The following is a 26,284-nucleotide window of genomic DNA, read 5'->3' on the forward strand; positions in this document are numbered from 1 at the left end:
CAACAAGAACCAAGAAAATGGAAACGATTAAATTAAAATTCAAGAGAATATCGGACGAATTCTCCGAAATCCCGCTTCCTCACTATGCTACGGAAGGAAGTGCCGGAATGGATATTAGAGCCGCACTTTCCAAAAGTGAAAATATAAATCCGGGTGAAGTTAAATTAATATCCACAAATCTTTCGGTTGAAATTCCAATCGGTTACGAAATTCAAGTTAGACCAAGAAGCGGATTAGCTGCCAAACATGGAATTGGAATCCTTAATTCTCCCGGTACAATTGATAGCGATTATAGAGGTGAGATAAAAGTAATCCTATTTAATTTTAGTAAAGAACCGTTTGAGATAAAAAGCGGTGAACGAATTGCTCAGTTAGTTATTTCAAAAGTATATAAAGCTGAGATTGAAATTTCATCCGAACTTAACGAAACAAAACGTGGTGAGGGTGGTTTTGGACATACGGGAAAGGCTTGAGGGGAGAAGGGGAGAGTGGGAGAAAAAGTGAACGGAGAGAATTTTATAATCACCTTTTCTCCCGTTCTACCCCTCACACCCTCTCCAAAACTCCCACTCAGATTTTTAATTTTGGTTTTATAGAATTAAGTATCACGTCAACAAAGAGTAAAAGGATTTTTATAAATGTGTGATTTCGTACATCTCCACAACCATTCGCATTTTAGTTTACAAGATGCTGCATGTACAATAGATGATTTAGTTAAGACTACCGGTGAAATGGGCATGAAATCCATCGCACTTACCGATCATGGTGTGATGTATGGAGTTTCGGAATTTTATTCTAAAGCAAAACATTCCGGAATAAAGCCCATTGTTGGAATGGAAGCCTATATTACAATGGAAGGTTCTCGTTTTGAAAAAGGTACAGACCAAGGTGCCGGAAGAAAAAGATCTAAACATTATAATCATCTTGTGCTGCTTGCAAAAAATAAAACCGGTTATAAAAATTTAATAAAACTTTCTTCACTCGGATTCACAGAAGGCTTTTATTACAAACCTAGAATTGATATGGATATTCTTCGTGAATACAGCGAAGGTTTAATTTGTTCAACTGCTTGTCCAGCAGGACCGGTTTCTGTTCATCTAATAAATGGCGATTATAAAAAAGCGAAAGAAACAACACTTCGACTTCACGAAATATTTAATGACGATCTTTATTTAGAAATTCAAAATCATGGTTTGGAAATCGAGAAACCAATTCTCGACGGCATGCCAAAACTCGCGAAGGAACTTGGTCTAAAATTAATTGCAACTAATGACATCCATTACATAAATAAAGATCATTCAATTGCGCATAACATATTGTTATTGCTTGGTGATAAAACCGGGAATTATGAATACAAAAATTTGAGATACAATACTGATCAAGTTTATTTTAAGTCCGCCGATGAGATGAAAGAAATTTTCAAGAATCAAAAAGATGCTATTGAAAACACATTAGAAATAGACGAAAAAATTGATCTCGATTTAAGTTTTGAAAAATTTCATTATCCGCAATTCCCGATACCTGAAGATTCAACAGCGAAAAATTTGGATGAATATTTTGAACAGCTTTCTTATCAGGGTCTTCAAAAAAGATTTAAAAAAATTAATACCGATATAGAAGATCGTTTCAAATATGAAGTCAAAGTTATTCAAGAGATGGGTTACTCGGGATATTTTTTAATTACACAAGATTTCATCAATGCGGCAAAAGAAAGAGGAATTCCGGTTGGTCCCGGACGAGGTTCAGCAGCCGGAAGCCTTGTTGCATATGCTCTCGGAATTACGAATGTAAATCCGCTCGAATATAATTTACTCTTCGAACGATTCCTAAACCCGGCTCGTAAGTCCATGCCCGATATCGACGTTGACTTTGCGGATGATCAACGCGGTGAGGTAATTAGTTATGTTAAAGAAAAATATGGTGAGAATTCCGTTTGTCAAATTATTACTTTTAATAGACTTTCTTCTAAAGCAGTCTTGCGGGATGTTGCCAGAGTTCTCGGAATTCCAATACCTACTGTTGAAAAAATCACGAAGTTTATTCCATCCAAATTCGGCCGCGTTTATACAATTGATCAAGCACTTGAAGATGTTCCGGAACTAAAATGGGTTAAAGATTCCGACGATCCAAAAATTCAAGAGTTAATTCGTTATGCTAAAATTTTAGAGGGAATGAATCGTAACGCTTCCAAGCACGCCGCGGGTGTTGTAATTACACCCGGACCGGTTAGTGATTTTGTACCGCTTGCTACAGCCGGAACAGATAACGATCTCGTTACGCAGTTCAATATGAAGGAACTTGATTATGCCGGATTATTGAAAATGGATTTCCTTGGATTGAGAACTCTAACAATTATCCGAGATACAGTTGACCTAGTTAAGAAAACTAGAAATAAAGAAATTGATATAGAAGAAATTCCATTAGACGATCCTGAGACTTACAAACTTTTTGCACGTGGTCAAACAACCGCGGTATTTCAGTTTGAATCCGGACCGATGCGTGAATACCTCAAAAAGTTAAAACCGTCAAGTGTTTTAGATCTTGCGGCAATGAATGCATTGTATCGTCCCGGACCAATGGAGTTTATAGATGATTTCATTTCGCGTAAACATGGCAAACGAAAAATTGATTACCCTCATGAAATTCTCAAACCAATTCTAGAAGAGACCTATGGTATAATTGTTTATCAAGAACAAGTTATTCAGATTGCAAATAAAGTTGCGGGTATGAGTCTTGCGGAAGCCGATATCCTTCGTCGTGCCATGGGTAAAAAAGATCTTGATGCAATGAAGGAACAACAAATCAAATTTGTTGAAGGTGCTGTAAAAAATAATATTGATAAAAAAATTGCGGAAGAAATATTCGTCGCTATAGATAAATTCGCAAATTACGGATTCAACAAGAGCCATGCTGTTGCTTATAGTATAGTAGCTTATCAAACAGCTTACATGAAAGCTCATTACTTACCGGAATTTCTAGCGGCAAACCTTACAAATGAATTTGGTAATTCAAACAAAGTTACGATGCTCCTGGATGATTGCAGAAAGCTGAAAGTAAATGTTCGTCCCCCGGATGTAAATAAAGCATCGGTTTATTTCACAGTTGAAAATGGCGAAATAATTTTTGGAATGTCAGCTATTAAAAATGTAGGAATAAAAGCAATCGAGGAAATCAAACGAGCAAACGAAGAATTAAAAAGACCATTCAAAAGTATTTATGATTTTTGCAGCAATGTTGATAATCGTGTTGTTAACAAACGTGCATTGGAAGGGCTAGTACTTGCCGGCGCATTTGATACTGTAAAAGGTGACCGTGCACAAAATTTTGCTGCAATAGAAGAAGCACTTCAATTCGGAAACAAAGTTCAGAACTCAACTAAAATACAAACAGAAAGTTTGTTTGATGATTCAGAAGAAGAATTAGAATTTCACGAACCCGAACTCCCAAATGTTCGTCATTGGGATTCAAAAACTAAACTGACTGAAGAGCGAAAGGTTTTGGGATTTTATCTTTCTGACCATCCATTAAGAAAATTTGAAAATGAATACCGTTCTTTTGCTGATGTGCATCTTGGTGAACAGGAAACATTTGCCCAAAAAGATAGAGTAAAAGCCTGTGGTGTAATTACAGAAGTAAGAACAAAAATTGATCGTTCCGGTAAACAAATGGCTTTTTTCAAATTGGATGATTTTACCGGTTCATGTGAATGTATAATGTTCTCAAAAGTTTTTGCCGATTGTATGGATCTTATAGTTGAAGAATCAACCGTGCTTATTCGTGGTACAGTTGAAAGCAGCGGAGACGCAATTAAGCTTCATGCAGAAGAAGCCTTTCCGCTGGAAGAAGTCAAAAAGAAATTGACAAAACAAGTTGCATTTATTTTAGATTCTGAAATTCATGATGAAAAAACAATCGAGACGATGCGAAAAATATTTGAAGAACATAACGGTTCTATGCCAATATATATACGAGTTAAAGAAAACGGAAACTTTAGAACTTTTTTCCTCGATTATAAAATTGAACTCTCCGAAGAGTTCTTGGATAAAATAGGCGATTTAATAGGCATCGAAAATATTCACTATATTAGTTAAGGTTTAATTACTTCATTGTGTCTCAAATACATTGTTTGATTTCAGAAACCTTATTTCTTATTTTCGTCAATCAATTTTGTAATTAGTATAGGATAACAATGCAAAAGAAATGGGCATTAATACTTGGTGCATCAAGCGGATTTGGTGGCGCGACTGCTGTTGCATTAGCTAAAGAGGGTTATAACATTTTGGGAATTCATTTAGACAGACAAATTACGATGCCTAACGTGAATTCAATTATAAAGAAGATTGAAAAAACCGGACAGACAGCTGTATTCTTTAATATGAATGCTGCCGATCAATTAAGAAGAAATGATATTCTAGATGAAATAAAAGAAAGATTTGCAACTAAAGAACATCCTCATGTTCATGTGTTAGTTCACTCATTAGCATTCGGTACATTAAAACCATATATAGGCAAAACACAAAATGATGTAATTGCTCCCGCTCAAATGTCGATGACATTGGATGTAATGGCTCATACTTTGGTTTATTGGACTCAAGGTTTAATATTCCGCGATTTATTTGCTAAAGGTGGAAGAATATTTGCATTAACAAGTGCAGGATCACAAACAGTTATTCCAAATTACGGAGCCGTTTCCGCAGCTAAAGCTGCTCTTGAAGCACATATTAGACAACTTTCGGTTGAACTTGGTCCGATGAAAATAACCGCTAACGCTATCATGGCAGGAGTAACAGATACTCCGGCTTTATCAAAAATTCCCGGCTCTGATTTAATGTTGAAATCAGCCAAAGCAAAAAATCCACAAAAAAGACTCACCACACCCGAAGATGTTGCAAGTGCAATTTTACTTCTCTGCCGCCCGGAAGCCGATTGGATTTCCGGAAATGTTATTGGTGTTGACGGTGCAGAGTATATTGTGAACTACTTGGGCGAGAAGTAATTCCTTAACTAATATATAGATCAAATAATGAATGAATTCAAATTTACAGAAGAACAATTAATGCTGCGTGACATGGTTCGTGATTTCACTAAAAATGAAATCAAACCGCGAGCTGCCGCAATTGATGTGAACGAAAAAATACCCGAAGAATTAATAAGCCAATTAGGAGAACTTGGATTATTAGGAATTTCTTTTCCTGAAGAATATGGTGGTGCAGGAATGGGTGAAGTTGGTTATTGTATAATGCAGGAAGAAATTGCTCGTGGTTGTATGTCAACCGCTACATTTATTGGCGCACATCAGTCAATTGGTTCTAACGCAATTTATCTTGGCGGCTCGGAAGAAATTAAGCAGAAGTATTTAGTCCCGTTAGCTAAAGGAGAAAAAATAGGTGCTTTCTGTTTAACCGAAGCTCAAGCCGGTTCGGACTCGTTTAACGTAAAAACACGTGCTGAACTTGACGGCGATAATTGGGTTATTAACGGTGAAAAATTATGGATTACCAATGGCGGAATTGCCGATGTTGTTTCGGTTTTTGCAAGAACTCCAAAAGGTTTAAGTGCGTTTGTTGTTGAAACATCCGATCCGGGATTTCAAGCCGGCCCTCCAGAAAAGAAAATGGGAATTAAAGGAAGCACTACAAACCAAATTACTTTTGATAATGTTAAAGTTCCGAAGGAAAACTTGTTGGGTTCGGATGGTCGTGGTTTTATCCTCGCTATGAAAACACTGGATGCCGGAAGACTTGGACTTGGTGCAGCTTGTACCGGTGCTGCAAAAGAATTACTCGAAATGTCGGCAGCCTATTCTAAGGAAAGAAAGCAGTTCGATCAAAGTATTGCAAACTTTCAAGCTATACAATTCTATCTCGCCGAAATGGCTACAATAATTTTCACGATGGAATCTATTGTTTACAGAACCGCGGTCGATTATGATTTAGGGAAAAATATTTCTAAACAATCTGCTATGGTAAAATTATATTGTTCCGAAGGACTTGATAAAATTGCTGATTATGCAGTTCAGATTCATGGCGGTATGGGTTATTCTCGTGAATTACCGGTTGAAAGATATTATAGAGATTCCCGCATTAATAGAATTTTTGAAGGAACAAATGAAATTCAAAAAGGTATTATTGCGAGAGACGTTTTGAAAAAGAACGGTGTTATGTAAGTTTATTATTAATAAAAGGAGAGATATTTAAATGAAACCAGTTATTATTACTGATGATAATTTCCAAGAAGAAGTATTGAATTCCGATATTCCGGTCATAGTTGACTTTTGGGCGGCTTGGTGTGGTCCTTGCAGAATGATTGCGCCTATTATGGAAGAATTAGCTCAAGAATATGACGGTAAAGTTAAAATTGGAAAATTAGACGTAGATGATAACCAACAAACAGCTGTTAAGTACGGAGTCAGAAGTATTCCAACCGTACTTTACTTTAAAGGTGGTCAAGTTGCTGAAACTGTTATTGGCGCTGTACCAAAACAAATGTTCGTAGAAAAAATCAAATCTGTTGTTTAATCTTCTATAGCAATTGGGCTGATCAAAAAGTAAGTATCAAATTTTGAATCTGCGCAAATAAGATTTAATCTGCGCTTCATATTGAAATTAATCTTTACTTTTGATCAGCCCAAATTAAGTTGATTGATTCAGAATATATAGAACTAGAAAGGAAAATTTTATTATTATTCATAAACGATATCTCTCTTTCTAACCAGGTATATGAAGAAAATACTAATTTCAGATAAGCTTCATACAAAATCCATCGAAATACTTAAACAACATTCGTTTGATGTTGATTACTGCACTGACTTAACCCCCGGCGAACTAAATGAAATTATAAACAATTTTGATATTCTACTTGTACGAAGTGCTACAAAAGTTAATAGTGAGTTAATAAGTAGAGCTTCCAATTTAGAATTAATAGGCAGAGCCGGAGCCGGTGTTGATAATATAGATATAGAAGCTGCTTCCCTTAAAGGCATTCTAGTAATGAATACTCCCGGCGGAAATACAATCTCTGCCGCCGAACATACCTTCTCAATGATGATGTCTTTATGCAGAAATATTCCTCAAGCTAACCAAAGTATGAAGGAAGGCAAATGGGAAAAGAAAAAATTTTCCGGTACGGAATTGTCTTCTAAGATTTTGGGTGTTGCAGGTCTTGGTAAAATTGGTAAAGAAGTCGCAATTCGCGCTCAAGCTTTTGAAATGAAAGTAATAGCTTATGATCCGTTGGTTTCCCAGGATACCGCTTCTAAACTCGGAATCAAGTTAGTAAATCTGGATGAACTTTTTTCACAATCGGATATAATAACATTTCACGTTCCGTTGAGTCCCGAGACAACCGACTTAATAAATATGGATAATCTTCATAGACTTAAAAAAGGTATTAAAATTATTAATTGTGCTCGCGGCGGAGTAATAAATGAAGAAGCAGTACTAAAAGGAATTAATGAAGGTATAATTTCCGGTGCTGCATTTGATGTTTTTGCCGAAGAACCTACGAGTAATTTTTCACTTATCAATAATGAAAAAGTTATTTGTACACCACATCTTGCTGCATCAACGGAAGAAGCGCAAGAAAAAGTTGCTATTCAACTTGCAGAACAGATTGTTGAATTTTATAAAGGCGGTTCACCCGCCGGATTTGTCAATGGTATCGCAATTAAATACAGCACTAATGAAAAGTTAAAACCGTTTATTGAACTTGCTAGAAAACTTGGTTCGCTGCACGGACAAACACTCGATAAAAAATGTGATAACGTTGAAATAGAATATTACGGTGATTACTTAACAGAATACTCTGAAGTGTTAGGGACATCATTTTTACAAGGGTTACTTTCTTCGTTTTCTGATGTCAGTGTAAATCTCATTAACGCAAAACATCTTGCAAATGAGCGCGGTATTAGAATTCGTGAGATTAAAAATAGTAATCATCAGAGTTATATAAATCTTATTAAAGTTGTAATCAGTGAAAAAGAATATCTTCACTCGTTTGAAGGAATAGTAAGTGGAAATAATATCCGAATAATAAAAGTAGATGATTATAAAATAGAATTTGAACCTGTGGGTAATGTAATAATTTATAATAATGTTGATAGACCGGGAGTATTAGCAAGAGCAGGTAACTTGTTAGCGGAAAATGAAATTAATATTGCCGGTGTTTCATTAAGCAGAATTGATAAAGGCTCGGCTGCATTGACTATAATGAATGTCGATGAAGATATATCAAACGATGTGATACAAAAATTAAAATCAATTAGCGGAATTGAGAAGATTAATTTTGTTAAATTCCGGTAGGGCAATAAAAATAAGTACTAACTAAAAACCTTGACAAAGAATACGTCTTATATTAACTTGAATCGGCGCAAAAAATTAACTTAAAATTAATCTAAAAATCTTGTTTTTGATTTCAAATGCATTCTTGACATATATAACCAATTATGTTATTTTGAAATTCGCTCCAAGAATTTTGCGCAACTTCGGAGCTTAAGAGGGATTTAAGAGTACCAATTAAATAATTAATCACAACCTATCACAAAACAAGGGGTAAAACATGTTGAAAAGAATTACCTTTTCATTCATCGCAGTTCTTTTAGTTGTTAGTTTGTCTTTCGCTGGAAAAGTTGAACAACACAAAGCACAAAAAGTAGGTGCTGATCAAGTTGCAACCAACGTAATGCCAGCAAAGAACATGACTAAAGTTTCGGCAAACGTACTTGGTTTCACCGAGTATGACTATGCTGGTAACGGAACAGTAAACGAACAAGTTTGGCCATATGATATCGATGGTGACGGAGTTTTAGATCCAGTCGGTACATATATGGAAAGATTTATTGATAATCAAACAAGAGCTCAAGTAATGTTCTTGGGTCTCGAAGGTGAATTCACAAACCTACCTGCTTCCGATCCTGCATTAACAACCGGTTGGGGAACAATCCAATCAATTGATGAAGGTCCATGGGCAGGTCATGCTGCAATCGCTATGCACCAAGGCGGCGCCGGTGTTTGGACAGTTTATAATTTAGCTGATTTCTCTACAGTATATTTCCATGGTGTAAGTAATGTTGCTCAAAACTTCCCAACATTTGCTTATTTAGCAGATGGTACTATCCCAATGCAATTTACAGATGGTAATTTCTATACAACAACAGCTGCTGATCCTTTAACTATTACAGCTCAAGGTCAAGCTGTTGATCCTGCTGCTTCAGAAAACCCTGTAAGAAGATCACCAAACGGTGAATATCTTGCAGTTGTTGCTGATGACGGTGCTGAATTTGTTTATTTATATACCTCAAATGATGCTGGTGCAACTTGGGTTCAAGAATTAATCGGTGAACAAGAAGTATCTCCGATTGTTAACAGACCAGGTTACTTGCCATTATTTGTAAACTTCGGACAAAGAAACTATGCAATTGATAACAATGGTGTTGCTCACGTTGGTATGAATGGTTACTCAATCAGAATCGACGGTGCGGACACTACATTTGCATTCCCGGCTCTTTATTGGAATAGCAGAGATAAAGATTGGATCGCAGTCTCTGATGAAGCTGAAGAAACAGATCAAGATTTAGCTCCATTGAGACAAGGTAACGGCATTGGTAACTCATATCCAAGTCCAACAATCAGCCCAGACGGTATGGTAGTATCGGTTCTTTATCAAGCACCTGAATATGATGGTGGAACACTACAAATATATCCTGGTGATGGTGGAGCTTCAACTTTCGAATGTTTCCAAACTGATATTAAACACACTTATTCGGCAGATGGTGGAAAGACTTTCACTACTCCTGAAAAAGTTGACAGTGAACTCGGCAGATCAGAAAAATTCCCATCAGCTTATGACTATTTAACAAATAATGGTATTGAATACACAGTAAGATATGCATTCTTTGTTGATGACGTACCTGGTGTTTCTTTATTCGGTTACAACAGTGCTTCGGATGGTGGTTACTGGAATTATTCAGAAATTACATTTACAGCAGAAACAAGTGTTGCTGATGATGACGTTTTGGTAAACACATTCTCATTGCAACAAAACTATCCTAACCCATTCAACCCAAGTACAACTATTAAATATAGTGTACCTCAATTGTCAGATGTATCAGTTAAGGTTTATGACGTACTTGGAAAAGAAGTTGCAACTTTAGTAGATGCTCAGCAAGCACAAGGCGTTTATGAAGTTAACTTTAATGCTGCTAACTTAGCTTCAGGTATGTATATCTATACAATCCAAGCAGGCAGCTTTACAAGCTCAAAGAAAATGTTATTAATGAAGTAATATTAAACTATCCCTCGGAATCCCGGTTTAGCCGGGATTCCCGGGAGCTATTCTGATGTTATTGAAATTTCTGTTATATCATAAATTGATATTTAGGTCTCGTTTATTTGCTTATCGCATTCCATTGGACTGTTCTAGCTATCTGCAGCGGATTTCCAAAAATTATTTATAGGAGAACTTATGGAAGGGGTTTTTACAAAATTTAAAATATTTGTTTTCGTCTTGCTTTTTGGCGTGACAAGTATTTTTGCCCAATCTGGTTCCGGTAAACTTGCCGGACAAATCACCGATGCGGCAACCGGTGAACCTTTGATTGGTGCAAACATTATTATTGAAAACACAAACTTGGGTGCCGCAACCGATATCGACGGTAATTATTTTATCCTCAATATCACACCGGGTACTTATACGGTAAAAATTAGTTACGTAGGTTACAGCTCTAAAACAATACAAGAAGTTCGTGTTGTTGCCGGTATTACTTATGAACTTAATGAAACTTTAACAAGCGGTCTTAACTTAGACGAAATAGTTGTAACCGATAAAAAATTCTTTGAGGAAAAATCGACTAACACTGTTAAAGTTGTTGACTCCGATCAAATTGCGAAATTACCTGTACGTGGTGTTTCCAACATTGCTTCCTTGCAATCAGGTGTTGTAATTCAAGAAGGTAGCGGCGGTGTTGAAGGAAACGCTACTATCAACGTACGCGGTGGTCGTGGATCCGAAGTACTTTATATTGTTGACGGTGTTCCTCAAAACAACTTGATCACCGGAACAACAGTTGGTTCGGTTTCTAATAACGCGATCGAACAGTTATCTTTCCAAGTTGGTGGTTACGAAGCTAAATACGGTCAAGCTCAATCAGGTATTATAAATGTAACAACAAAGGGCGGTGATCCGGCTTATAAAATTTTCATGGAAGGTATTACATCTTCATTCTTTGATGATTACGGATACAATCTGTATTCTGCTAGTATTAGCGGTCCGATTATTCCCGGACTTAGAGATCATACAATTTTTGCTTCTATTGAACGCGGTTGGTTCGCTGATGCTGACCCTCGCGCTAAAGGATGGGATTTTGCATCTATTGGTGAAACATATGAAACGACTCCAAATAACGATAAAGGATTGTGGAGATTCTCCGCAAGAACTACTCACTTAATGGGTGACTGGAAAGTTAACTTAGGTGTTGTCGGAAATATGGATACCGATAGATTAGTTACTACTGCTTATGTAAAAAATAGTTCTCAGTTCTTCGATAAAACTTATACAGATAACATTTCTTTTAGCGGTCGTATTTCTCAAACCGTCAGTTCAAATACTTTCTGGAATTTGAACTTCGGTTATAGAATGTATGACTTTAAGAGAGTCAATCCATTCTTCGAAGATGATTTATTAGCTTATGGAGACAGCACACGTTGGGCGAATGAACTCGGCGTAACTCTATTAGCTGATGGTCAAAGAACACCAGCCACAGACGAAATTGGTATTTTTGCACCACGAGGTAGAGCTCAAGGTTTATTCCAAAGAAGAGAACAAGATGCTATTACAGCCGATTTTGATTTTACATCACAGATCGATAACCACTTATTAGAATTTGGTGGTGGTATTTCGATGAACACGGTTAGAGGTTACGGAGCTTTTGCTTACCTTGCTGCCGGTCAAACCGGAACTTTTGAAGAAAAAATGGCTGCTCTTGAACCATATGTATTCGGTTATGATGTTACCGGTCTAAATCATGTTGATGATGATTTTGCAGTTGAAAGACAAAGACCAAGAAATCCGTTCTTAGCTTATGCTTATGTACAAGATAGATTTGAGTTGGAAGATTTAGTTCTTAATCTTGGTTTAAGAATGGACTATTTTGATGTAAAATCTTATGTTCTTGTTGACCCGACAAAACCATATGCCGGTGGAACCGATCCACTCGGATTTGATGATGGTGACTTTAAGATAAGAGATGCTGATCTTGAATTTTCACCTCGTATTGGTATTGGTTTCCCTGTAACAGAAACTACAGTTTTTCACGCTCAGTATGGTCGCTTTATCCAGTTACCAAGACTATTAGATCTTTATGCTGGTCCTTATGACTATAACAATTACATTGTTATGGAACCACAAGGCAGCTTTAATGCCGATCTTAAACCTGAAGAAACTGTTCAATATGAAATTGGTTTCAGACAATTATTAGGTGACAACGCTGCGTTAAATATCACAGCATTCTATAAAAATATTAAAGGATTGGTAAACGTTCAAAACCTACAATTTCAGCGTTCAGACGGTGGCGAATTATTGAATGCAATAGTTCCTCAAAATGCTGACTTTGGTACAACAAAAGGATTCGCGTTTTCATTTGATATAACAAGATTGAGTTACTTCAGTGTTTCGGCTCAATATACTTTCTCAATTGCTGAAGGAACCGGTTCTTCAACCGCATCTAGCCAAACAGCAGTATTTAGAAATACTGACAGACAAGCTCCTATAGTAATTGCTCCTCTTGATTTTGATCAAAGACACACAGGTATTGTAAATATCGATTTCTTTGTTCCAAAAGGTGAGCTTGGTTTCTTTGAATTATTTAATGCTAACTTCTTATTATCATTCAATAGCGGAAGACCTTATACTCCACTCGATTTCTTTGATATTTTATCAGGAAATAACGGTGGTCCTTCTACAACAGGTTATGTAAATTCAAGATTCGGTCCATCTCAATTTAGAGTTGACATGAGATTGGAAAAAGCGTTTGAATTTGCAGGTATAAGATTATCTCCTTACTTGTGGGTGCAAAACTTGTTTGATGTTGATAACGTTACAAACGTATGGCGATCAACAGGTGATCCATTGACAACCGGCTTTTTGAATACCGAAACCGGTAGAGCAGTTGCACAACAAAGAGGTCAAGGTTACGTAGATGATTATAAAGCGTTGGAAAGAACCCCCTTTAATTTTGGTATTCCAAGATTAATCAGATTGGGTCTCAAAATTAATTTTGATACTGCAGGTTTATAATAGAAAATAGATGGGGTATTCTAAAAATTAAATAGGGTAATAGATATGAAAAATAGAGTATTTAAAATATTTCTCTTCGTCTTTGTGCTGCTCTTCGCTTTTGGATCTGTGATTCAAGCAGCTGACGACGTAAGAGGAAGTAAAAAGGTAAGCACGGTTTATAAGGTTACCTCCACTCTTGATGGAGGACCTAAGGGAGACGCTTACGCAATGAATATCAACAATATTTATCTCCCTTATAACAGAAAAGGTATTATTGCAGATGTAAACGTACCTCCTTTTGGCTCATTAGGTAAATACCCGAATGCCAATGGTAACGGTTTCTTATTTTCATCAGGCTTTTTCTTAAGTGGTTATAAAGACGGTCAACTTTGGGCAAATGCTGTTGCTTCTGCCTCGTTGGTTGAAGATTATTTACAAGGTACTGTTGCCGATGGTGCTACAGATTCCAGAGCTCAAATTTATGTAGTTAAAGAATCCGACCCTGCTTTTGGAGCTGCTTGGCAAGCATGGAAAGATGCTGTTGACATAGGTGCAGATTTTTATGACGGCGACGGCGATGGTGTTTATAATCCCGTTGATAAAAATGGAAATGGTGAATGGGATCCGGACGAAGACAGACCTGACTTAATTGGTGATGAAACCGGTTGGACTGTCTACAATGATGCGATTCCGAAATCACAACGAAGATGGAATACGGTTGATCCGTTAGGTATTGAAGTTAAACAAAGTATTTTTGGATTTGCTTCTGCCGGTGCGATCGGTAATATCATATTTATCAGATACAGATTTACATACGTTGGGTTAAGTCCAAATGATCCTGAAGTATTAAATGATGTTTATTTTGGTGTTTGGGCTGATCCTGATCTTGGTGATCATAATGATGACCTTGTAGGTGTTGACGTTCCTAGAAACGCGGGTTATGTATATAATAGCGCAGCGGGTCCTGACCTTCAATGGGGATCTAACCCTCCGGTATTTATGATCGACTTTTTCTCCGGTCCAATAGATTATATTCCCGGCGAAACATTCCAAGATGTTGATGGTGATGGAATTTATACTGATGGAATTGATGTGCCATTAGATACTGCTTACAGTGTTCAGGGACAAGTTAAAGGAAAAGTTGCTTATCCGGGTGCAAAAAACCTTGGTATTTCATCATTTGTGCATTATCAGCAAAGTGATCCTTTCTTAGGTGATCCTAATAATGCTATCGAAGCAAGAAATTACATGCTTGGTACAAGCAGAACGGGTGAATTCTTAGATCCTTGTAATTGGACTTTGGGTGAAGTTATGGGGTCGGTTGATTGTGCAACAGTTGATAACCGATTCTGGTATAGCGGTGATCCTGTTACAAAACAAGGGTGGATTAACACTAATCCGACAGATCAACGCCAAATGCAAAATACAGGTCCTTTTGAATTAGTAAGAGGCGAAGAAAAAGAAATTCTCGTAGCTTACGTTGTTGGTCAAGGAAGTGATGCACTATCTTCAATTACTGAAGCAAGAAGAATTGATGATGGTGCTCAGTTTGTGTTTGATCAAAATTTCTTATCACCTGCTCCTCCTCCGGCTGCTTCGGTTACAGTTGAAGCAAGTGATGACTTTATAGATTTAATCTGGGAAACACCAAGTCAGGTTGGATATAAAAATCTAACTGACGCATATGACCTTTATTTTGAAGGCTATAACGTTTGGAGTTTCAGAACCAGAACAACACAAGATGTTATTGCAAATAGAACAAATAAACAATTATTTAAACGATATACCCTTGATAACAATATAGAAGATGTTTATAAAGAAAACCCAAATACGGGCGGTATTGAGTTATTGTATGAGGAAGGTTCTACTTTATTAAATGCTACAACTTATACTGATGCTCAAACCGGTAGAATCCGTTTACGAGTTACTCAAGACCCATGGTCAGGCGGTGCACTTGTAAAGGGTAAACCATATTATTTTGCAGTTACTTCTTATGCGCTTAACTACAAAGCATTAGTAAATAAAGAAACCGGAGTACCTGGTTTAGCGGGAAAAGGCGATTACTATTTAATGTCTAACGCTTTCGTTGGTGAAGTTGAAAATATTCCGAGAATTGTTGAAGCTGTTGTCGGTGAAAATATTTACAGACCACCGGTATTAGCGGTTGATGCAAATTACAGCGGTGCAAAAACAAACTTTAACGGTGCATTAGCTTATGATGTTGTTGATAAGGATAATTTGACAGGTGATACTTATAAAGTCGATTTCTTTGTTGATACTGAGGCAGTATTGGATACAATGTATGTTCCTTACTGGAAATTGACAAATGAAAACACCGGTCAAGTTCTTATAGATTCTTCAAAATTATATTCTTATGGTAGTGATCAAATTGATTATGTTTCAACCGAAGGATTTATTACGAGAATTTCTTCTGAAAAAGCAACTTTAGGTCCTCTTGTTGATAATTCAGCTACATCATGGATTTCGAGCAATACAGAAGCATTATATGTTTCTCCGGATTTAGGTGCTCAATCACGAAGTATTGTATCACTTCCGGGCCCTATAAGTTCAAGAAAGGGATCATATATTCAAGCGGATAAATTGCGTCAGGTTGAACTAAGATTTGGCGGCGGCGGTGGTAAAGCATACCGTTATCTTAATGGTTATGTTGGTAGTATTGTTAGTAAGAATAACTCATTCGTTTATGCGGAAGGCGTTCCGGCAGATCCGACTATTGGAAAGCCGGGTGAAGGTTTTGTCGATGTACCATTTACAGCTTGGGTTAAAGATCCTGTATTTGGTGAAGAAAGACAGCTTGCAGTAGGTTTCATTGAAAGAGCTCCGTCAGCAACAGGCGGTGGTAACCCAGATGGTGAATGGAATCCTGGAACTAACATCTCTCAAACTGCCGAGTTTATTCTTGTATTTAATGCTGATTATGATCCGAACGGAAATCAACAAATTTATAAAGGATTCGACGATGGATCCGGAAGCATGGTTTGGGCTGATTTAAGAGGCGGAACAAGTTATAATATTCCAGCAACTGCGATTGGTGCAACCGAAGATGATAGACTGAAAGCTGCTTCTACTTTCTTTGATGCGCTTTATGTCTTCAGAGTAGAATTTGCTTCTGATTCAGTTTCTTATAGCGATGGTGATATTCTAACAAAAACTGTTACGAACTATCCATATACATCAGCTGATAGTTACACCTTTAAAACAAATGCTCAAGGCGCTTTAAGTAGTGCTCAAGAAAAAGAATTATTCGATAAAGTTAATGTATTCCCGAACCCATTATTTGGTTATAACCCGGCAACAAGCTGGACGGGTAATGTTAACAATCCGGATGAACCTTTTGTAACTTTCTCAAATTTACCTGAGGATATTACGATCAAGATCTATTCATTGTCTGGACAATTATTAAGATCTCTTAACACTGATGATAAAGACTCGCCAACTTCACCATATCTACGGTGGGATTTATTGAACGAAGATGGATTAAGAGTGGCATCCGGACTGTATTTAGCTATTGTATCTTCGCCTAAGTATGGAGATAAAGTGCTTAAGTTCTCGATCATTATGCCGCAGAAACAAATACAAAAGTACTAACGGATAATAAAATGAAATCGAATAATTTCTAATTTTTAGGAGTTTGTAAAATGAAAAGATTATTAATAATATTTACTGTACTAATCTTTAGCTTTTCGCTCTATGCAGGCGATGCAGCTAGAAAGGGTACAACAGGCGCTGAGCAATTGCTTGTTCCGGTTGGTGCTAGGGGAATTGCAACTGGCGGCTCCATGCTTGCTACTCTTACTGGATTAGAGTCAATTTACTATAACCCGGCAGGGTTAGCTCGGCATGATGGTGCTGAAGCTATGTTTAGCTACATGTCTTATCTCGCGGATATAAATGTATCATATTTTGCCGCATCCGCTAATTTAGGTGATTTCGGTTCAATGGCTCTTAGCTTCAAAACATTCGATTTTGGAGATATTCCTGTTACAACCGTTAACTTACCTGATGGAACCGGTGAGACTTATTCACCTACATTCTTAACAGTAGGTTTAACTTATTCTAAAATAGTTACCGATCGTATTTCTGTTGGTGCCAATTTCAAATTAATCACTGAAGAAATTGTGAACACTACTGCTTCAGGTTTTGCAGTAGACTTTGGTGTTCAATATAGATTTAGTGAATCATTGTTCTTAGGCGCTTCAGTTAAAAACATTGGTTCTAACATGACCTACTCCGGTTCTGACTTACAACAGTCGACTGAAATTCCTGGTACATCGCCGGGAAGTAAAACCGGTTTGTTGGAAGTTGTAGCGGAAGAATTTCAAATTCCATCATATTTTGAGTTAAGTTTAGCTTATAAATATGACTTCAACGAACAAAATAGATTGATTGTTGCTTCAACATTTACTAATAATAATTCGTTTGAAGATAATCTGAGCTTAGGCTTAGAATATGGATTCATGAATACTTTCTTCTTACGTGGCGGATATAGCTTCTTAACAGAAAATAGTGATGAATCTGTTTTTGGATTCACAGCCGGTGCCGGTGTTAACTATGATTTCGCTGGCGAATTAGGCATTGCTGTTGATTACGCTTTCCGCGATGTTAAAGAATTTCCAGAACCTAATCACATATTTACAGTTAAATTAGGCTTCTAATTGTAGTTCTGTTTTCTTTCAAAAGCGCTTGCTGTTTAACAGTAAGCGCTTTTTTAATTTTTTATAATTAATAATTGAGAGTGAATTATGAGGGGGATTAGATTTTGTAAATATTTTTGTCTGCTATTTCTTTTTACATTTTCGTTATTTGGGCAAAATAATTTTGAATATGATTATGCCAGATTTTATAACCCAGCGGATGGTTCAAGCTATGTTGAGTTATATTATTCGTTTGTAAGATCTGCTCTAAGTACAGTTTCAACGGAGGACAAAAACGTTAGTCAAGGCAAATTAGCAGTTAAGATTATTGATAAAAGAGATAATCAAATAGTATTTAATAATATGTGGCAATTGGATATTGAAAATTCGACCACGGATGATGATAAATTACTGGTTGGTTTGTTGGATTTTCCTTTACCTGAATCTGAGTATTTGTTTGATATCTCGGCAGAGGATCTGAATAACCCTGAATTTAATTTTAACTCTTCTTTTGATATTTCTGTTACTCCGTTTCCAGAATCTAGCATTGTCGTGAGTGATATTCAGCTTGCTACCGCAATAATTCCACAATCACAAAACACCGAATCTATTTTTTACAAAAACTCGATAGAAATTACTCCTAATCCAAGTTTAATTTATGGGGATAGTAATCCTGTGCTCTTCTTTTATTCGGAAATTTATGGACTATCAAGCGGGGCAGTAAATAATTTTATTATTGAGCAAAAATTATTTGATGCAACAAACACAATGGTTCATGATAAACAGAGAAAAATTTCCAATGAGCATTCTTCAGTTGTTGAGGTGGGCGCAATAAAAGTAAATGAATTAAATAGTGGAATATACACTTTAGTCATAAGTATTCGAGATGATTTGAACATGGTTTCGGCAAACTCAACTAAAAAAGTTTTTATTTACAATAGAGATCGAGTTGATGAAAGCACTAACTTTGCCGAAAGTCAAAAGTCGATGTTAGAATCTGAATTAATGATAATGAGTGATGATGAAATTGATTATATGTATGAGACAGCTGTCTATATTGCCACTGAAGCCGAGAAGCAACAATGGAAAAAACTTTCGGATTATGATGCGAAAAGAAAATTTTTAAGTTCATTTTGGGAAAAACGAGATTCCGATCCAACTACAGAAATTAATGAATATAAAAGAGATTATTATGAGAGGGTGGCTTATGCGAATAAAAACTATGGTAATGTGAGCCGTAAAGAAGGTTGGAAAACCGATAGGGGAAGGGTATATATAACATACGGTGCACCCGGTGAAATCGAGAGATTCCAAAATGAATATTACTCGCAACCTTATGAAATTTGGCAATATTATAATTTAGATGGTGGAGTTATCTTTCTTTTTGCTGATGAACAAAGTCTAAATATATACAAACTCGTACACTCTACAAAAAAAGGTGAAATTTATAATTACAATCAATATTTAAAATACGTGCAATAAATAAGTTTGTTTAATAATTGAATAAAAAGAATTATCATGTAGGTGATAATTCTTTTTTTTTATGAAAAATGTCTTAAAAAATATTACACTTTTTCTCTTCTTCTGTACTATTGTTTTTTCTCAACATCAGTACGAGTTTGATTACGATTATGCGCAGTTCAGGAACAGCGATTCAACTAATATTTTTGAAGTCTATTATGAATTTAATTCCGAGAATCTGGTAAAGAATTATCTGTATAATGATTCTACCATTATCCTTAATATTATTTTTTCACTATCGAAGAATCAAAATTCAGATGAGATTTTGTCGGACACTGTTTATAATAGCTTCAAACTAAACGAGCTTTTAACCGGCGATGGTTATAGAGATATAATCGGTGTAAAAAAATTAGTAGTTCCATCCGGTTACTATGACATGTTTATTTATTTCCAAAATAGTAACAAAATCCTTGAACAGATAGTTAATACATCAATATTGACAAAGAAATATGGCACATCGAACCCAACACTAAGTGATATCCAATTAGCAAGATCAATAAAAAAAGATTCTTCATCAGTAGAAAGTTTGTTTTCCAAAAATACTCTACGAATAATACCAAATCCATCTACAACTTATTCAAGTGATCTGCCTTTGCTGAAGTATTATGCTGAATTATATAATATTGCTGACGAAGATAGTTTAACTTTATCAACTTACCTCGTTTCGGGTGACTCAAAAGTTGTATTCTCAAATTCCAAAACAATTTCTTCAAATTTTGAATCAATTGCCCACATTGATCAAATCAATTTGTTGAAATACCCGACCGGTGTATATACTCTTCAATTGATTTTTAGTTCAGCTTCGAAGGAGTATGCATTTGTCAGTCAAAAACAATTCTATTTTTATAATAAATTTTACACTGTTAATTCTATTGAAGGAACTTCAGATCAAGTTTTACAAAAAGAATCTCCCTTCTCATATTTTTCAGCAGAAGAATGTGATGAAGTATTTAATCAAGCCCGATACATCGCCACTAGTAAAGAAATCGAGAGATATGAGTCGATATCTTCAGCGGAAGGCAAACGTGAATTTCTTACAAGGTTTTGGGAATCAAAGAATACTACCGGTTCCGAAAATAAAATTTCATATGAAGAATATATGAACCGAGTTGACAAAGCCAATAGCAAATTTAGGGGCTTGAGTGCAAATGGGTATAGTACCGAGCGGGGAAGAGTTTTCATAAAATATGGTGAGCCTAATAAAGTTGAACAATTTCCAAACGAATCCAATTTAAGACCTTATGAAATTTGGTACTACGATACACTTGAAGGGGGTGTAGTGTTCATTTTCGGAGATTTGAATGGATTTGGTGATTATGATCTTATTCATTCAACTAAACGAGGCGAAATATTTGACGATACTTGGCAAAGAAGATTATACATTTATTAAAAATGAAAAATATTCTTGAGTATATTGCTTTTCTTTTTATTGCCAAAGTTGTTCAATTATTGGGTGTACGAAGATTAAACTATCCAGCTAAGATTTTATCTTTTCTCTTTTTTGACCTTCTAAAAATTCGAACACAAGTGACATTTAAAAACTTGGCAATTGCTTTCCCTGATAAAAATCAAAGTGAATTAAAATCAATAGCAAAGCAAAGCTATTTCCATTTTTCAAGATTGATACTCGAAATTATGTGCTTCCCTAAGATGAGCAACAATGAAATGTCAAATTTGCTTCAATGTCCCCATGAAGATTTACAATTATTAAAAGATAAATATAATGAAGGTTTGGGATTGATTTTCATGACGGCACACTTTGGTAATTGGGAAGTCGGTGCAATTTCCTTACCGATGCAAATGGGTACAATTATGTATCCAATAGTTAAACCGCAAAGAAATCCCTATGTTGATAAATGGTTGAACGATATGCGGGAAAAGCATGGTAATAAAGTGATTCCCTTGGGAATGTCAATTCGTAAAATTTATCAAGTTTTGAAGGATAATAAATTGCTTGGTGTTGTTGCCGATCAGCGTGGACCTAAAGATGGAATGAGAGTAAAATTATTTGGCAGAGATACTGCCATTTATTCGGGAATTGGAGATTTAATTATCAAAACTAAGACACCGCTTTATATTTTGTTTGCAGTCAGAACCTCAGACTATAAATTTTCGGCTTATGCCGAAGAGATCAACTTGGAAGAATTACCACAAGATCATAACGAAAAAGTAAAAGAAATAATACAGCGTTATGTTAATCTACTTGAGAAATATGTAAGGCTTTATCCGGAGCAATGGTTTTGGATGCACAATATCTGGAAATATTAAAATGAAAATTCTAGTTATTCAAACCGCTTTCCCGGGCGATGCCATCTTAACACTTCCCTTAATTCAAGAAATTTCTAAGCAATACCAAAATTCAGAGATAGATATTCTTTGTATTCCTTCTACAAAAATATTATTTGATGCTTCACCATATATTAAAAATGTAATTGTCTATGATAAGCGGAAGATTGATAAAGGTTTTTTTGCATTCTTCAGACTTGCAAAAAAGTTAAAACAAAATAAATATAATAAAATTATTTCCCCTCATAGATCAGCAAGATCTTCATTACTCGCTTTTTTTTCGGGGGCGAAAGAAAGAGTTTCATTTGATAAATCTTCACTAGCTTTTTTATATAACAAGAAAATAAAGTATCATACCGATTGGCATGAAGTAAGAAGAAATTTGTCACTTTTAGGAGAGGATTATTCCGAAAGTTGGAAAATACTTCCTGAAATTCTTATAACTAAAGAGATTAAAAAGCATGTTGAAGGTTTGTTTTCACATGTCGATTTCAATAAACTGATTGTTATTGCGCCCGGCTCTGTCTGGGAAACTAAAAAGTATCCTATTGAATACTTTCAAAAAATTTGTGACGAGTTAGTTAAAAATAGTTATGAAATTATTGTGATTGGTGGTAAAGAAGATTCTCGGCTTGCCGAAATCCTAGTTAAGAACAATCCTAAAATTATTAATAGTTGTGGTCAACTAAATTTTTTGCATTCAATTTACTTAATAAAATTGTCGCGCTTACTTATTTGTAACGATAGCGCGCCAACACATTTGGGGATGGCTACCGATTCTTCAGTTCTGACTATTTATTGTTCAACAATTCCTAAATTCGGATTCTATCCATACAATGCTAAAAGTAAGCCCATATCATTTGATAAGCTCGATTGTAAGCCTTGTGGAATACATGGTCATATCAAATGCCCCAAAGAACACTTTAAGTGTGGATTTGAGCTTAAGCCTTCCCAAGTGCTGGAAGAAATATACTTGATGCTCGAAGCGGGACATTAATTTCATAATTAATTATATTTGCGGTTCATGTGAGAAAAGCGTCATGAAATTCCTAAAAATTAAAGACATAAAAAATTCTTCTGTTTACATAACCCCGAATTTTCCCGTTTTGCAAACTAAGAGGTATAAATTTTCTTTCCTAAGAGTCTTGGGAGCAATCTCACTATATACTTTATTCATTTCAATAATTGTACTGGCTGTTGTCCTATTCACTCCGGCAAGAAACGTTGTTTTTTTCTTTGAGAATGATAGACTTAATGAACAGATCGTAAAAGTAAAAGAATTGGAAGGAAAAGTTTATTTCTTATCGAATGAACTACAAAAATTAGCCTCCACAAATGAAAGACTGAAATATGCAATGATTTTAGCATCAACTGATTCACTAGATTCTAGTTCAGCAATTTATGATTCATTACGAAAAGAAAATTCACCTCTGAAAAAATCCGGCGGAAATTTATTAGGTGTGTTTCTCGACTTTATCAAGTTATTTCAATCTGAAAACTCTGAAGGAATTTTTATCTCTCCGGTTTCTGGTATAATTATAAAAAAATATGAACCGGATCGCGGTCATTTAGGAATTGATTATGGTGTAAAAAAAGGGACATCCATTCATGCAGTTCAAAGTGGAGTCGTAATATTTTCGGGTTTTACACCAGAGTATGGTTACTCGTTGATCATTCAACATGAAGAAGATTTTATCTCAGTTTATCGGCATTGTGAATCAACTCTTGTTAAAGAGCGAGAAACAGTAAAACAAGGTGAATTAGTTGCGCTTAGCGGAAATAGTGGATATAAAACCACCGGACCTCATTTACACTTTGAACTTTGGAAAAGTGGTAAAACTGTTAATCCAGAAAATTTTATTATTAATAATTAGGAAGTAAGATGGCTCAGAAAAATAACTCCTCTTCATCAATTGATGTTAGTATTTTAAGCTCGGGTGTTAAAATTGAAGGCAAACTTTATAGCGAAGGAAGTATGAGAATTGACGGCCATGTAATTGGTGATATAACAGTTAATGGGAATTTAACACTCGGTGAAAGTTCTACCGTTGATGGAAATATAAAAGCAATGAATGTAACATTAAGCGGAAAGGTTAACGGATCAGTTACATCAAATGAAAAGGTAATCCTCGAACCAAATTCTTCACTATCGGGCGATTTAATAACAAAAATATTGGTGATTGAAGAAGGAGCCAAATTTGAAGGGAATAGCTCCATGAATTCCGATTCGAAATAAATCGGAAATTAGACATGCCAAAAAAAAATAATCACTCCAACCTTCTTAAAACTTATCATGACGTAGGCCCGTATCTCGGGTTGGGAACACAACTCGCGGCAACCATCGTTCTAATGTTTTTTTTAGGCAGATGGTTGGATGGAAAATTCGAAACGGATCCGGTCTTGACAATTGCTTTTTCTTTTTTCGGTGGTTTTGCCGGTATTTATAACTTTATAAAAACTGTATTAAATATGAATAAAAAGAAAAATCATGATTAAACAAGTTTACACTATAATTATTGGGATATCGGTTGTCTTCATATTTTTGAATCTATTCAACATTATCGAATGGTATTTAGTTGAGGCATGTCTAACAGCTGCTGGACTAAATATGCTCACCTCATTTTCCGCTTATTATTTTTTCAAAAAATCTTTAGGAAAATCAAATAAAGAATTCCTCATTTTCAACCTCGGCGGAATGTTTCTTAGAATTATATTCCTACTCATTGTCGTAATTATTGTGATAAAATTCTTGAATATTGACAAATATGCATTTATATTTCTATTCTTTATTTTTTATTTTACTTCACTAATCTTTGAAGTGAATTTTTTTCACAAAAAAGCAAAAGAGCAGGGTAAGTCTAAGTAATCTAAGAGTTTATGGATTCTCTCTCAACGGAAATACTTAACGATTCTTTGCAGGTCGCAGAGAAATCGAGTGAAAGTGATTGGATTTTACATCACTCCTTGGATGCAAGATATTTGGATTTTGATCCTTTTATTGTAATCCCACTTCCGCATATTGAATTGTTTGGAATTGATATTTCAATTACCAAGCATTTAGTCTATATGTGGGTTGCTGCGATATTTCTTTTCTTCCTTCTGTATAATGTTGCTAAAAAGTACAAGAAACAACGGGTCCCGACCGGGTTCGCGAGTATGACTGAGATAATGATTTTATTTGTTAGAGACGAAATTGCGAAACCTACAATTCACAAGGGATATGAGAAGTTTGTTCCTTATTTGCTCTCTGCATTCTTTTTTATTTTGACACTAAATTTATTTAGTCTAATCCCTTATGGAACAGCTGTAACTGGTAATATATCGGTAACGGCTACACTCGCTGTTTTTACATTTATTGTAACGCAACTTGGCGGTATTCAAAACAACGGTTTCGTCGGTTACTTCAAGGGGCTGGTTCCGCATGGTATTCCTACTTGGCTATTACCGATAATGATTGTGGTTGAGTTACTCGGATTGTTTACAAAGCCTTTTGCCTTAGCTGTTCGTCTTTTTGCGAACATGCTTGCTGGTAAAATTATTATTTATTCGCTTATCGGATTGATATTTATTATTCATACATATTTTGTAGTTCCTGTGTCGGTTTCTTTTGCGTTATTTATTTTCATCCTGAAACTTTTAGTGTCACTAATACAGGCATATATTTTTACTATGTTATCCTCGTTGTTTATAGGGATGGCAGTTCATCAAGATCATTAAAAACATATTTAATATTTAGGAGGAATAAAATGGATTTTGCTTATTTAGCTGCTGGATTCGGTGCTGCTTTGACTATTATCGGTGGTGCTTATGGAATTGGTAAGTTAGCTAGCTCAGCTATGGAAGCTAGTGGTCGTCAACCTGAAGCTGCTGGTGATATCAGAACTTCAATGATTATTGCAGCTGCTCTTATTGAAGGTATTTCTCTCTTTGCGCTTGTTATCTGTATTTTATTAGCATTAAAATAAACCGCGCAATAATTAATTATCATTAAGCTTAGGAAAAATGATGACTGGATTTATGCACTATGCACTTTTAGCATTTGCAGGTGGTGAGGCTGGTGGTCCTCTGGATGTTAACCCCGGGTTAATTATTTGGACTACTATTACTTTCGTAATTCTGCTTTTTCTTTTAAAGAAGTTTGCATGGAAACCAATATTAACCTCTTTGAATGATAGAGAATCATTTATCAAAAATTCTCTTGAAAAAGCTGAGAATGCTCAGAAAGAAGCGGAAGAGTTATTGAAACAAAACCAAGCAAACCTGGCTAAAGCGGAAGAAGAAGCTCAAAAAGTTATTAATCAGGGTAGAGAATATGCAGAGACTCTCAAAAATCAAATTTTAGATGAGAGTAAAAGAGAAGCTAAGAAAATGATAGAAGATGCAACTGCTGAAATTCAGCAGAAAAATTTGGAAGCCTTCAATAATCTAAAAGCTGAGATTGCCGATATCGCTGTAAATGCAGCAGAAAAAATTATTCGCGAGAATCTTGATGCGGATAAACAGAAAAAATTAGTTGAAAAATATATTCAGGATATCTCTAAAAATTAAAA

At 35.6% G+C, this 26,284-nt stretch carries 20 protein-coding genes; all 20 read left to right on the forward strand.

All coding sequences use genetic code 11. The features are described from left to right. The first annotated feature begins 17 nt into the window (after positions 1 to 17). On the forward strand, positions 18 to 473 hold the full coding sequence (dut, locus tag QY331_04525; GenBank protein ID WKZ70518.1) for a dUTP diphosphatase: 456 nt from the start codon (positions 18 to 20) through the stop codon (positions 471 to 473). Between the two features lie 165 nt (positions 474 to 638). Then, on the forward strand, positions 639 to 4,091 hold the full coding sequence (gene dnaE / locus QY331_04530) for a DNA polymerase III subunit alpha (GenBank protein ID WKZ70519.1): 3,453 nt from the start codon (positions 639 to 641) through the stop codon (positions 4,089 to 4,091). Between the two features lie 98 nt (positions 4,092 to 4,189). Then, positions 4,190 to 4,996, forward strand: coding sequence for an SDR family oxidoreductase (locus QY331_04535; GenBank protein WKZ70520.1), 807 nt, complete (start codon positions 4,190 to 4,192; stop codon positions 4,994 to 4,996). Between the two features lie 27 nt (positions 4,997 to 5,023). Further along, positions 5,024 to 6,166 carry an acyl-CoA dehydrogenase family protein gene (locus QY331_04540; protein ID WKZ70521.1) on the forward strand — a complete coding sequence of 381 codons (1,143 nt, stop codon included), beginning with the start codon at positions 5,024 to 5,026 and terminating at the stop codon, positions 6,164 to 6,166. A 31-nt stretch (positions 6,167 to 6,197) separates the two neighbouring features. Beyond that, the gene (gene trxA / locus QY331_04545) at positions 6,198 to 6,518 is read left to right on the forward strand and encodes a thioredoxin (GenBank protein WKZ70522.1); all 321 of its coding nucleotides are present in this window, start codon (positions 6,198 to 6,200) and stop codon (positions 6,516 to 6,518) included. A gap of 201 nt (positions 6,519 to 6,719) precedes the next feature. Continuing rightward, complete coding sequence (serA, locus tag QY331_04550) at positions 6,720 to 8,300, forward strand: phosphoglycerate dehydrogenase (GenBank protein ID WKZ70523.1); 1,581 nt, start codon at positions 6,720 to 6,722, stop codon at positions 8,298 to 8,300. Between the two features lie 256 nt (positions 8,301 to 8,556). Next, positions 8,557 to 10,281, forward strand: coding sequence for a T9SS type A sorting domain-containing protein (locus QY331_04555; protein WKZ70524.1), 1,725 nt, complete (start codon positions 8,557 to 8,559; stop codon positions 10,279 to 10,281). A 180-nt stretch (positions 10,282 to 10,461) separates the two neighbouring features. Then, entirely contained in the window at positions 10,462 to 13,290 is a 2,829-nt protein-coding gene (locus tag QY331_04560; GenBank protein ID WKZ70525.1) for a TonB-dependent receptor, read from the forward strand. A 45-nt stretch (positions 13,291 to 13,335) separates the two neighbouring features. Beyond that, the gene (locus tag QY331_04565; GenBank protein ID WKZ70526.1) at positions 13,336 to 16,881 is read left to right on the forward strand and encodes a hypothetical protein; all 3,546 of its coding nucleotides are present in this window, start codon (positions 13,336 to 13,338) and stop codon (positions 16,879 to 16,881) included. Between the two features lie 50 nt (positions 16,882 to 16,931). Next, on the forward strand, positions 16,932 to 17,948 hold the full coding sequence (locus tag QY331_04570) for a PorV/PorQ family protein (protein WKZ70527.1): 1,017 nt from the start codon (positions 16,932 to 16,934) through the stop codon (positions 17,946 to 17,948). Positions 17,949 to 18,035: 87 nt separating this feature from the next. Beyond that, entirely contained in the window at positions 18,036 to 19,409 is a 1,374-nt protein-coding gene (locus QY331_04575; protein WKZ70528.1) for a GWxTD domain-containing protein, read from the forward strand. 61 nt (positions 19,410 to 19,470) lie between these two features. After that, on the forward strand, positions 19,471 to 20,838 hold the full coding sequence (locus QY331_04580) for a GWxTD domain-containing protein (protein WKZ70529.1): 1,368 nt from the start codon (positions 19,471 to 19,473) through the stop codon (positions 20,836 to 20,838). Then, entirely contained in the window at positions 20,811 to 21,716 is a 906-nt protein-coding gene (locus QY331_04585; GenBank protein ID WKZ70530.1) for a hypothetical protein, read from the forward strand. Before QY331_04580 ends, QY331_04585 begins: the two co-directional genes overlap by 28 nt. A 1-nt stretch (position 21,717) precedes the next feature. Then, a complete protein-coding gene (locus QY331_04590; protein ID WKZ70531.1) occupies positions 21,718 to 22,731 on the forward strand; it encodes a glycosyltransferase family 9 protein in 1,014 nt (337 codons plus the stop codon). Between the two features lie 43 nt (positions 22,732 to 22,774). Continuing rightward, positions 22,775 to 23,608, forward strand: a complete 834-nt coding sequence (locus QY331_04595; protein WKZ70532.1) for a M23 family metallopeptidase — start codon at positions 22,775 to 22,777, stop codon at positions 23,606 to 23,608. Between the two features lie 8 nt (positions 23,609 to 23,616). Further along, positions 23,617 to 23,970, forward strand: coding sequence for a polymer-forming cytoskeletal protein (locus QY331_04600; protein ID WKZ70533.1), 354 nt, complete (start codon positions 23,617 to 23,619; stop codon positions 23,968 to 23,970). 14 nt (positions 23,971 to 23,984) lie between these two features. Next, a complete protein-coding gene (locus QY331_04605; protein ID WKZ70534.1) occupies positions 23,985 to 24,230 on the forward strand; it encodes an AtpZ/AtpI family protein in 246 nt (81 codons plus the stop codon). 381 nt (positions 24,231 to 24,611) lie between these two features. Beyond that, a complete protein-coding gene (atpB, locus tag QY331_04610) occupies positions 24,612 to 25,451 on the forward strand; it encodes a F0F1 ATP synthase subunit A (protein ID WKZ70535.1) in 840 nt (279 codons plus the stop codon). Positions 25,452 to 25,480: 29 nt separating this feature from the next. After that, positions 25,481 to 25,699, forward strand: coding sequence for an ATP synthase F0 subunit C (gene atpE / locus QY331_04615; GenBank protein ID WKZ70536.1), 219 nt, complete (start codon positions 25,481 to 25,483; stop codon positions 25,697 to 25,699). A gap of 40 nt (positions 25,700 to 25,739) precedes the next feature. Continuing rightward, positions 25,740 to 26,282 (forward strand): F0F1 ATP synthase subunit B, encoded by a 543-nt coding sequence (gene atpF, locus QY331_04620; protein ID WKZ70537.1) that lies wholly within the window; start codon positions 25,740 to 25,742, stop codon positions 26,280 to 26,282. The last annotated feature ends 2 nt before the right edge of the window (positions 26,283 to 26,284 follow it).

The organism is Melioribacteraceae bacterium, from assembly GCA_030584085.1.
GTDB lineage: Bacteria > Bacteroidota > Ignavibacteria > Ignavibacteriales > Melioribacteraceae > SURF-28.

Excerpts from the sequence above, each read along its gene's own strand:
- QY331_04575 (WKZ70528.1), top strand. The coding sequence starts at position 18,036 with ATGAGGGGGATTAGATTTTGTAAATATTTTTGTCTGCTATTTCTTTTT.
- dnaE (WKZ70519.1), top strand. The coding sequence starts at position 639 with ATGTGTGATTTCGTACATCTCCACAACCATTCGCATTTTAGTTTACAA.
- QY331_04535 (WKZ70520.1), top strand. The coding sequence starts at position 4,190 with ATGCAAAAGAAATGGGCATTAATACTTGGTGCATCAAGCGGATTTGGT.
- atpF (WKZ70537.1), top strand. The coding sequence starts at position 25,740 with ATGACTGGATTTATGCACTATGCACTTTTAGCATTTGCAGGTGGTGAG.
- QY331_04570 (WKZ70527.1), top strand. The coding sequence starts at position 16,932 with ATGAAAAGATTATTAATAATATTTACTGTACTAATCTTTAGCTTTTCG.
- serA (WKZ70523.1), top strand. The coding sequence starts at position 6,720 with ATGAAGAAAATACTAATTTCAGATAAGCTTCATACAAAATCCATCGAA.
- QY331_04580 (WKZ70529.1), top strand. The coding sequence starts at position 19,471 with ATGAAAAATGTCTTAAAAAATATTACACTTTTTCTCTTCTTCTGTACT.
- atpE (WKZ70536.1), top strand. The coding sequence starts at position 25,481 with ATGGATTTTGCTTATTTAGCTGCTGGATTCGGTGCTGCTTTGACTATT.
- QY331_04600 (WKZ70533.1), top strand. The coding sequence starts at position 23,617 with ATGGCTCAGAAAAATAACTCCTCTTCATCAATTGATGTTAGTATTTTA.
- QY331_04560 (WKZ70525.1), top strand. The coding sequence starts at position 10,462 with ATGGAAGGGGTTTTTACAAAATTTAAAATATTTGTTTTCGTCTTGCTT.
- QY331_04540 (WKZ70521.1), top strand. The coding sequence starts at position 5,024 with ATGAATGAATTCAAATTTACAGAAGAACAATTAATGCTGCGTGACATG.
- QY331_04605 (WKZ70534.1), top strand. The coding sequence starts at position 23,985 with ATGCCAAAAAAAAATAATCACTCCAACCTTCTTAAAACTTATCATGAC.
- QY331_04555 (WKZ70524.1), top strand. The coding sequence starts at position 8,557 with ATGTTGAAAAGAATTACCTTTTCATTCATCGCAGTTCTTTTAGTTGTT.
- QY331_04595 (WKZ70532.1), top strand. The coding sequence starts at position 22,775 with ATGAAATTCCTAAAAATTAAAGACATAAAAAATTCTTCTGTTTACATA.
- QY331_04590 (WKZ70531.1), top strand. The coding sequence starts at position 21,718 with ATGAAAATTCTAGTTATTCAAACCGCTTTCCCGGGCGATGCCATCTTA.
- QY331_04565 (WKZ70526.1), top strand. The coding sequence starts at position 13,336 with ATGAAAAATAGAGTATTTAAAATATTTCTCTTCGTCTTTGTGCTGCTC.
- dut (WKZ70518.1), top strand. The coding sequence starts at position 18 with ATGGAAACGATTAAATTAAAATTCAAGAGAATATCGGACGAATTCTCC.
- atpB (WKZ70535.1), top strand. The coding sequence starts at position 24,612 with ATGGATTCTCTCTCAACGGAAATACTTAACGATTCTTTGCAGGTCGCA.
- trxA (WKZ70522.1), top strand. The coding sequence starts at position 6,198 with ATGAAACCAGTTATTATTACTGATGATAATTTCCAAGAAGAAGTATTG.